Source organism: Kitasatospora sp. NPDC056446, from assembly GCF_042796115.1.
Lineage (GTDB): Bacteria > Actinomycetota > Actinomycetes > Streptomycetales > Streptomycetaceae > Kitasatospora.
Window position 1 is genome coordinate 1 of sequence record NZ_JBHTRF010000209.1, and the last position, 1,558, is coordinate 1,558.

The 1,558-nt window shown below is 49.1% G+C and carries 3 protein-coding genes; 1 reads left to right on the plus strand and 2 read right to left on the minus strand.

Annotated features, from left to right (window positions below):
* Positions 1-156 precede the first annotated feature (156 nt).
* Entirely contained in the window at positions 157-570 is a 414-nt protein-coding gene (locus tag ACFQ6N_RS40715) for a hypothetical protein (protein ID WP_231522219.1), read from the plus strand.
* A 15-nt stretch (positions 571-585) separates the two neighbouring features.
* Here the strand turns inward: ACFQ6N_RS40715 and ACFQ6N_RS40720 are convergent, their stop codons facing one another.
* Positions 586-828, minus strand: coding sequence for a hypothetical protein (locus tag ACFQ6N_RS40720; RefSeq protein ID WP_231353053.1), 243 nt, complete (start codon positions 826-828; stop codon positions 586-588).
* Positions 829-1,141: 313 nt separating this feature from the next.
* Positions 1,142-1,447 carry a DUF3892 domain-containing protein gene (locus ACFQ6N_RS40725; protein ID WP_380659184.1) on the minus strand — a complete coding sequence of 102 codons (306 nt, stop codon included), beginning with the start codon at positions 1,445-1,447 and terminating at the stop codon, positions 1,142-1,144.
* Positions 1,448-1,558 lie beyond the last annotated feature (111 nt).

Here is a 1,558-nt window from a genome sequence, read left to right on the forward strand (position 1 = left end):
GTCATCGGTCGAATGACAAATTCGGGTCCGCAATTCATGAGGGCGAGCTGCCCCTTGGGTCCACAAAACACGGTCCTTGCGCCCTATCCATCAGAGGCAGAGAAGCGCGTCGAGAGTGAACCAAGGCAGGACCGGCAATGATTAATAATCTTGCGGATGATTGCCGCTTATCCGATAGTGCTGCCATTCATTATGTCACAACAAGATCAAACCTTGACAGCCCGCGCTGCTCTGCTATTACCAGAAAGACAGGAAATCGGAGCGGTGATGAAGATCGAGAAATTTTGGAATAGTGCTTTTATTGCGGCCTTGAATCGGCTGCCAGTAGACGACGCAAAGAAGGAAGCAGACTTGGCCACCCAAGTCTGCATTGAGCACTGGCAAGCCAACCGAGGAAATCTAGCGATTCCTGGCTATAAACTTTGGCAAAACCAAGGCATTGCCGATGTGCCGCTTAGCGGATTCAATGAAGACGGGACACCAGTAAAAATCCCTCCTTCACCGAATAAAATTCTAGCAAGGGAGCGCGCGGCCCAGAAAGGCACGCAAGGAAGAACTGATGAACAATGACCTGACTAGCGCACTCTAGATATTCATTCCAATCCGCACATCTTCTGGATCCCCGGCGAAGTAGCAGCCACATTCTTCGCGCGCCACTCTCATGGCCTCTTCGGCGGTATCTCCGCTGCAAACGAACTGAAATGGATACACGTCATGCACGACCCAATAGATCTGAGTCTGTTGCTCCAAAGGCAGCATGATTCCATCATTGCACTGAAAAGCCACGATCAACCTGACCTTATTTTTACTGGCCGAAGTGGAAGACATCATCAATTCCCTCTGATCTATTTAAATGAAGTTATGGCCTGGCGCGAATCGCTTGCTTAGGAAATCCTCACATCTAGAATCTCGCCCTGTGAAAAGGGTGGAATGCCCACATCCACCGCTGCGAATCAACCAAACGGTTCGGGATGGGTGAAGCAAGTAGATGCCGAGTCCTGGACTTTGAGAACGGTTCCTGCACGCAAAGAGTCAGATCACACTAGCGATGCTAGGCAGCTGTCTGCGCCATCAGTCTAATAGCTAAGAGTGAGTGGCATGGCCCCGACTGATCGCCGAGACCATGCACTCTAACTGCGATCTAGAAAGAAGGCAGATTTTCCAAGTTGTCCTTCGTAGTCTGATCACTCTTCGTCTTCAGATATTTCGTCGTAACAGGAGCGATCTGAAGCGGTGCGCCGATAGCCCAATTTCCATCTGACTTCCTGATAATTGTGGTGAATTTCTTCCCTTTCTCGATAAGCTCGATGACCTTAGGACGCGTCATCTCCTGAGCAGGCTGCAAGGTATCCGACCCGACCTTAACCTCATGAACTTTCAGCTTAGCGATATGGGTTTCATCGCTATTGTAGTTGACGGCAGAAACGTAAAAATCCGAAGTAGCCATTGAAAAATCCTTTTAGGTCAATTGTACGCACACAAAATATATTAGATCTTAGCCATCGAAAAACACGAAGGAGATGGCTTCGCACTTCATGCCAACAGGAAGCATAAGCAC

What these genes read in the sequence shown, in the direction of transcription:
- ACFQ6N_RS40715 (WP_231522219.1), top strand. Translation starts at nt 157, where the DNA reads ATGATTGCCGCTTATCCGATAGTGCTGCCATTCATTATGTCACAACAA.
- ACFQ6N_RS40720 (WP_231353053.1), bottom strand. Translation starts at nt 828, where the DNA reads ATGTCTTCCACTTCGGCCAGTAAAAATAAGGTCAGGTTGATCGTGGCT.
- ACFQ6N_RS40725 (WP_380659184.1), bottom strand. Translation starts at nt 1,447, where the DNA reads ATGGCTACTTCGGATTTTTACGTTTCTGCCGTCAACTACAATAGCGAT.